This window comes from Haloferax sp. s1, assembly GCF_058382125.1.
Genome location: NZ_JBZRPK010000428.1, coordinates 1 through 4,553, shown reverse-complemented (window position 1 = coordinate 4,553; position 4,553 = coordinate 1). Strand labels below are relative to the sequence as shown.

The following is a 4,553-nucleotide window of genomic DNA, read 5'->3' as shown; positions in this document are numbered from 1 at the left end:
AGAACCTGGGACTCGTCTAAACGACCGATCACTCTGACGGCGGGAGCGAATCAGTTGTCGACTTAGTTTCTCGGTTATTCGACCCACGAGCGACGGCTTCAACAGGGGTCGGCACGCTTCCTCCCTTCCTCCACGGTGAGATGCTTCTACGCGCATCGAAACAACTCGTCTATCGAGGCGAAACGTTTTGTCTCGGGACGAACACATCCGGACGATGCGCACGAAGCGCGCCCTCAGGGTGGGCGACGCTGCCGCCACCGGACGCGCCGACGAGAGCGTGGCCCTCGTCGTCACATCGCCGCCGTATCCCATGATAGAGATGTGGGATAGTCTCTTTTCGGCCCGCGACGAGGCAGTTTCTGACGCACTCGATTCGGGTGACGGCGACGCCGCATTCGAGGCAATGCACGAGCAACTCGACGCCGTCTGGGACGAAGTCGAGCGCGTCCTCGCGCCCGGGGGCATCGCGTGTGTGAACGTCGGCGATGCGACCCGAAGCCTCGGTGGGTCGTTCCAGCAGTATCCCAACCACGCTCGCGTCCTGACGGCTCTCTCTGAGCGCGGATTGACACCGCTGCCGGACGCTATCTGGCGAAAGCCGACGAATCGCCTGACCAAGTTCATGGGGTCGGGGACGCTGCCGCCGAATGCCTACGTCACGCTCGAACACGAGTACGTTCTCGTCGTGCGCAAAGGGGACTCGCGGTCGTTCCCGCCGGGCGACGAGATGCGCTACGAGAGCGCCTTCTTCTGGGAGGAACGCAACCAGTGGTTCTCCGACCTCTGGGAGTTCACCGGCACCGACCAAGAACTCGACTCGGGAACGAGGGAACGCTCGGCGGCGTTCCCGGTCGAACTCCCGCTTCGTCTGATTCGGATGTACTCCATCTACGGCGATACCGTGTTCGACCCCTTCGCCGGAACGGGCACGACGACGCTCGCAGCGATGCTCGCGGGGCGAGATTCGGTCGGGTACGACCTCGATTCCGAACTCATCTCAGCCTTCGAAGACCGACTCGATGGTATCGAATCCCGGTCGCGCACAGAGGTCGAGCACCGACTCGATGCTCATCGGTCGTTCGTCGCAGACCGGGACGAACGGCCGGGTCACGACGCCGAATACTACGACTTCCCCGTCGTGACGAAACAGGAGCGAAATATCCGCCTCTACGCTGTCTCGTCAGTCACGCGGTCGGCGGCCGACGAAGACCGACAGTTCGTCGTCGAGCACGAACCAGTTGATGCTACCTCGGACGCCCCCAAAGACGCACAGATGACCGACTGACGGCCGAGCACCAGCCGTCAGAGACCCAAGCGAACCCATTGCGGACACGGACACCGATTTAGGACCGCGCAACGCAGGACGCATATGGACCTCTCGTTCGACTCGTTCGTCCTTGCGGCGAGCACTGCAGACCTCGGCGACGAACCCACCGCCCGAGACGTCGCAGACGCCGTCGAGTTCCGAATGGACCTCGCAGATAACCCGCTCGACGGTCTCGACGACTACGACGGGGAACTCCCGATTCTCGCGACCAACCGCGCCGACTGGGAGGGCGGCGAAGCCGACGGCGACGAGGTCGACCGTCTCGACGCGCTCGTCGCGGCCGCCGAGAGTGACGCCGTCGCCGCGGTGGACATCGAACTCGATAGCCTGCGTAGCGAGGTCGGTGTCGACGCCGCCGCTCGTGCGCGCGCCGCGGGCGCGACAATCGTTGCGTCCGTTCATGATTTCGAGCGGACGCCCGCGCGGTCGGAACTGACGCGACTGCTCCACGAAGCCGCGACGCTCGGCGACGTGGGAAAACTCGCCGTCACGGCCCAGACGAACGCCGACGCGCTTCGACTCCTCGACGTGACGCACACTGCAACGGAGTGGGGCGACACGGTGGCCACGATGGCGATGGGCGAGGCCGGACGGCACACACGCGCTGTTTCACCGGTGTACGGCTCGAAAATCGGATATGCACCCGTCGAACCCGCAGACGCCACAGCACCGGGTCAATACGGTGCTCAGACGCTCCGGTCACTCGTCGACGACCTGTCGAGCAATCCAGACGTTTAAGACTACGGGCGACGAGGCCAACGCACGATGCCCGATGCTCGTCGTCGCGCGTTCGTCGCCGCCCTCGTCGGAGTCGTTGGTGCGTCTCTCGGTATCGCCGGCGCAGGGCACGTCTACCTCCGAGAGTGGCGACGCGCGCTCGCGTGGTTCACGTTTGTAATCGGTGCTGTACTCGTCCTCCTTTCGACAGTTACCGACCCTGCGTCCGTGGGGTCGCTCTCGACGATAGAGTCTGTAAGTGCACTCCCGACAACGGTGATCGTTCCCGTCGTCGGACTGTTGTTCCTGAGCGCACTCGACGCCTATCGCGTCGGGATGCGCAGTCGAGGCCGCAACGCTAACGGCCAGCCGACCTGCCCGGTCTGCAGAGGCGAACTCGACCAACAACTCGATTTCTGTCCGTGGTGTGCGACGGAACTCGAGTGGTACACGGTCGAAGAGTGAAAAACGAATCGTCGCTCGAAACGAGAGACGGACCTACTTCTCGATAATGCTCTCTTCGACGGCCTCGCCGAAGTGTCGAGCGGTGTCTTCGTAGTAGATAAGCATCTCATCGCCCGGTTCGAGGTCCGTAACCGCGGTGCGACCCTCGCGCGTGTGGACCTTGATGGTCTCTGCGTTCTGCAGGAGGGTAGTGACTCTGTCACCCTCGTAATCGGCGGAGATGCGGAACATCGGTCGCTTTTCTATCTTGACGCGGCCCACGATGGCCTCGCGGGTGCGACCCTTCGTATCGACGACCTGCACTTCGTCGCCGCTTTCGAGTTCCGAGAGGTAGGTCGTTCCGCCGTTGGGTGTTCGTGCGTAGGCGTGGACTGCGCCTGCATTGACTCTAAATGGCCGGGAGGCGACGTAGGGAGACTCGGCGGTTTCGGCGTGGACGAAGAAGAGACCGCGAGACATCGACCCGACGAGCATCCCCTCTTCGTGGTCCATGAGCGAGCCGGTATCGACGCAGACGCGGTCGGCCATGCCCGTCCGCTCGACTTCCTGGACTTCCGCCCAGACGAGGTCGAGCGATTCGCGTTCGGCCTCGTCTCGAATCTCGACTGTTTTGCGAATCTCATCAGGGTCGTCGCTGTCGAGGAGGACGCCGTCGGAACCGATTTCGAGCGTCTCGAAGGCCGCCTTGGCCTCTTCGGCGCTCGTCACACCAGCGATGAGGTCGGTCTCCTCGCCGATACGTGCGATGAGGTTTTCGAGTGGGATGATAGTCCAGTCCTCGCCGACGACGATAGTGTGGTCGCCGTCGCGGGCGGCCTCCTCGGCGAACGCTTCGTAGTCCTTGCTCAGGATGCGAACGTACGACCCGTTTGCGAGGTCGTCGCTGCGGCGGAGCGTCGTCAAGTCGGCAGACCCGGAGAAATCGGAGGGGAGGTCGACGGTGGCGTCGCCTTCGCCGTCCTTGCCGACGATGTAGGCGTCGGCGAGCGCCTCCGCCTCGTCGTCTTCCTCTGCTTCCATCACGTGAACATCAGCATCGCTGCGGAATGCGGCAATCTTGACGTCGCCGAGTTCGCGCACCTGCTCGACATCGTCCTCGTCGACGAGAACCCAGTCGACACCGGCTTCGAGACCCGACGTGATGCGTCGCTTCCGCGTCTCCCAGTCGCCGACCGTGTCGTCGGCTTTGAGCCAGACGCTTCGTGTCATTATCGACTTCACTCGGTCGTCAGGCTTGAACGTGGCGAATGAATCAACGGACGGCGGATGGAGAAGGAGGTTGTGGTATCACCGATAGTGGCCAATTCTATATCGCAGTATATGATTTATCACATCGTCTTCGGACAGTTTTGCGTCGAATCGACGGACTGCGGCGGACGTCTTCGCTGACGGGAGGGTCGGCGGAAAATCGGATACTCGAGATTGAAATTTACCTCGACAAGTGACAGTCGGTACAAGCCGAAACGGTGACCCCCGTTCGACCCGAGTTGTGGCCGCGTTCGATTCCTCGATTCAGGCTGTCGAACGATTTACACGACCGACGACCCCTGTCCTGAGCGCGATTCTCATCGTTTTGCGGGCTCGGTGCGTATCGGTGGGGAGATGGCGGACGCTGAGCGGACACCAGGTCTTCGGCGTCCAACCGGGGGGTTCAAGTGGTGAAGACGCCCTTCCGTCGGCGTCGAACTCTGTATCTGTCGTGCGAGTGAGTCTGCGAATGTCGGTACACCGAAGCGGCACGGCTATCACGCAGACGGTCGACGCCTGACATCGCTCACTTGACCGCCCGAGTGACCCGCGGAAGCTCTCGCCGTCAACATTTCTGGCAGAAATCTGTGGTATCGTCATCGGGTGGGACTCAGTCTATTGGAGTAGGCACCCTAAGTAGGAGTAATCAGTCACATCTGATTCTGTCGTCGGTGACGCGGGATACGGGGTACAACATCGACTATCCTCCGAATCTCATTTCGAGAGCGTTGGACGACGAGAGCCGTGCGCATGTGCGGTCTCTCGTTTCCCCACGACGCTTCGGAACACGTCTCGT

General features: G+C 62.2%; 4 protein-coding genes. 3 read left to right on the top strand and 1 reads right to left on the bottom strand.

Annotated features, from left to right (window positions below):
• Positions 1-214 precede the first annotated feature (214 nt).
• The 3 genes from QT222_RS05900 to QT222_RS05890 all read left to right on the top strand — a co-directional run bounded on the left by QT222_RS05900 (position 215) and on the right by QT222_RS05890 (position 2,509).
• Positions 215-1,285: a DNA-methyltransferase gene (locus tag QT222_RS05900; RefSeq protein WP_491476613.1), complete on the top strand. Its 1,071-nt coding sequence runs from the start codon at positions 215-217 to the stop codon at positions 1,283-1,285.
• Between the two features lie 84 nt (positions 1,286-1,369).
• A complete protein-coding gene (locus tag QT222_RS05895; protein ID WP_004057471.1) occupies positions 1,370-2,065 on the top strand; it encodes a type I 3-dehydroquinate dehydratase in 696 nt (231 codons plus the stop codon).
• Positions 2,066-2,092: 27 nt separating this feature from the next.
• On the top strand, positions 2,093-2,509 hold the full coding sequence (locus QT222_RS05890; protein WP_004057472.1) for a DUF7575 domain-containing protein: 417 nt from the start codon (positions 2,093-2,095) through the stop codon (positions 2,507-2,509).
• A gap of 33 nt (positions 2,510-2,542) precedes the next feature.
• On the opposite strand, the gene QT222_RS05885 is transcribed toward QT222_RS05890, so the two are convergent.
• A complete protein-coding gene (locus QT222_RS05885) occupies positions 2,543-3,718 on the bottom strand; it encodes a 3-dehydroquinate synthase II (RefSeq protein WP_004057473.1) in 1,176 nt (391 codons plus the stop codon).
• Positions 3,719-4,553 lie beyond the last annotated feature (835 nt).

What these genes read in the sequence shown, in the direction of transcription:
- QT222_RS05900 (WP_491476613.1), top strand. Translation starts at nt 215, where the DNA reads ATGCGCACGAAGCGCGCCCTCAGGGTGGGCGACGCTGCCGCCACCGGA.
- QT222_RS05895 (WP_004057471.1), top strand. Translation starts at nt 1,370, where the DNA reads ATGGACCTCTCGTTCGACTCGTTCGTCCTTGCGGCGAGCACTGCAGAC.
- QT222_RS05890 (WP_004057472.1), top strand. Translation starts at nt 2,093, where the DNA reads ATGCCCGATGCTCGTCGTCGCGCGTTCGTCGCCGCCCTCGTCGGAGTC.
- QT222_RS05885 (WP_004057473.1), bottom strand. Translation starts at nt 3,718, where the DNA reads ATGACACGAAGCGTCTGGCTCAAAGCCGACGACACGGTCGGCGACTGG.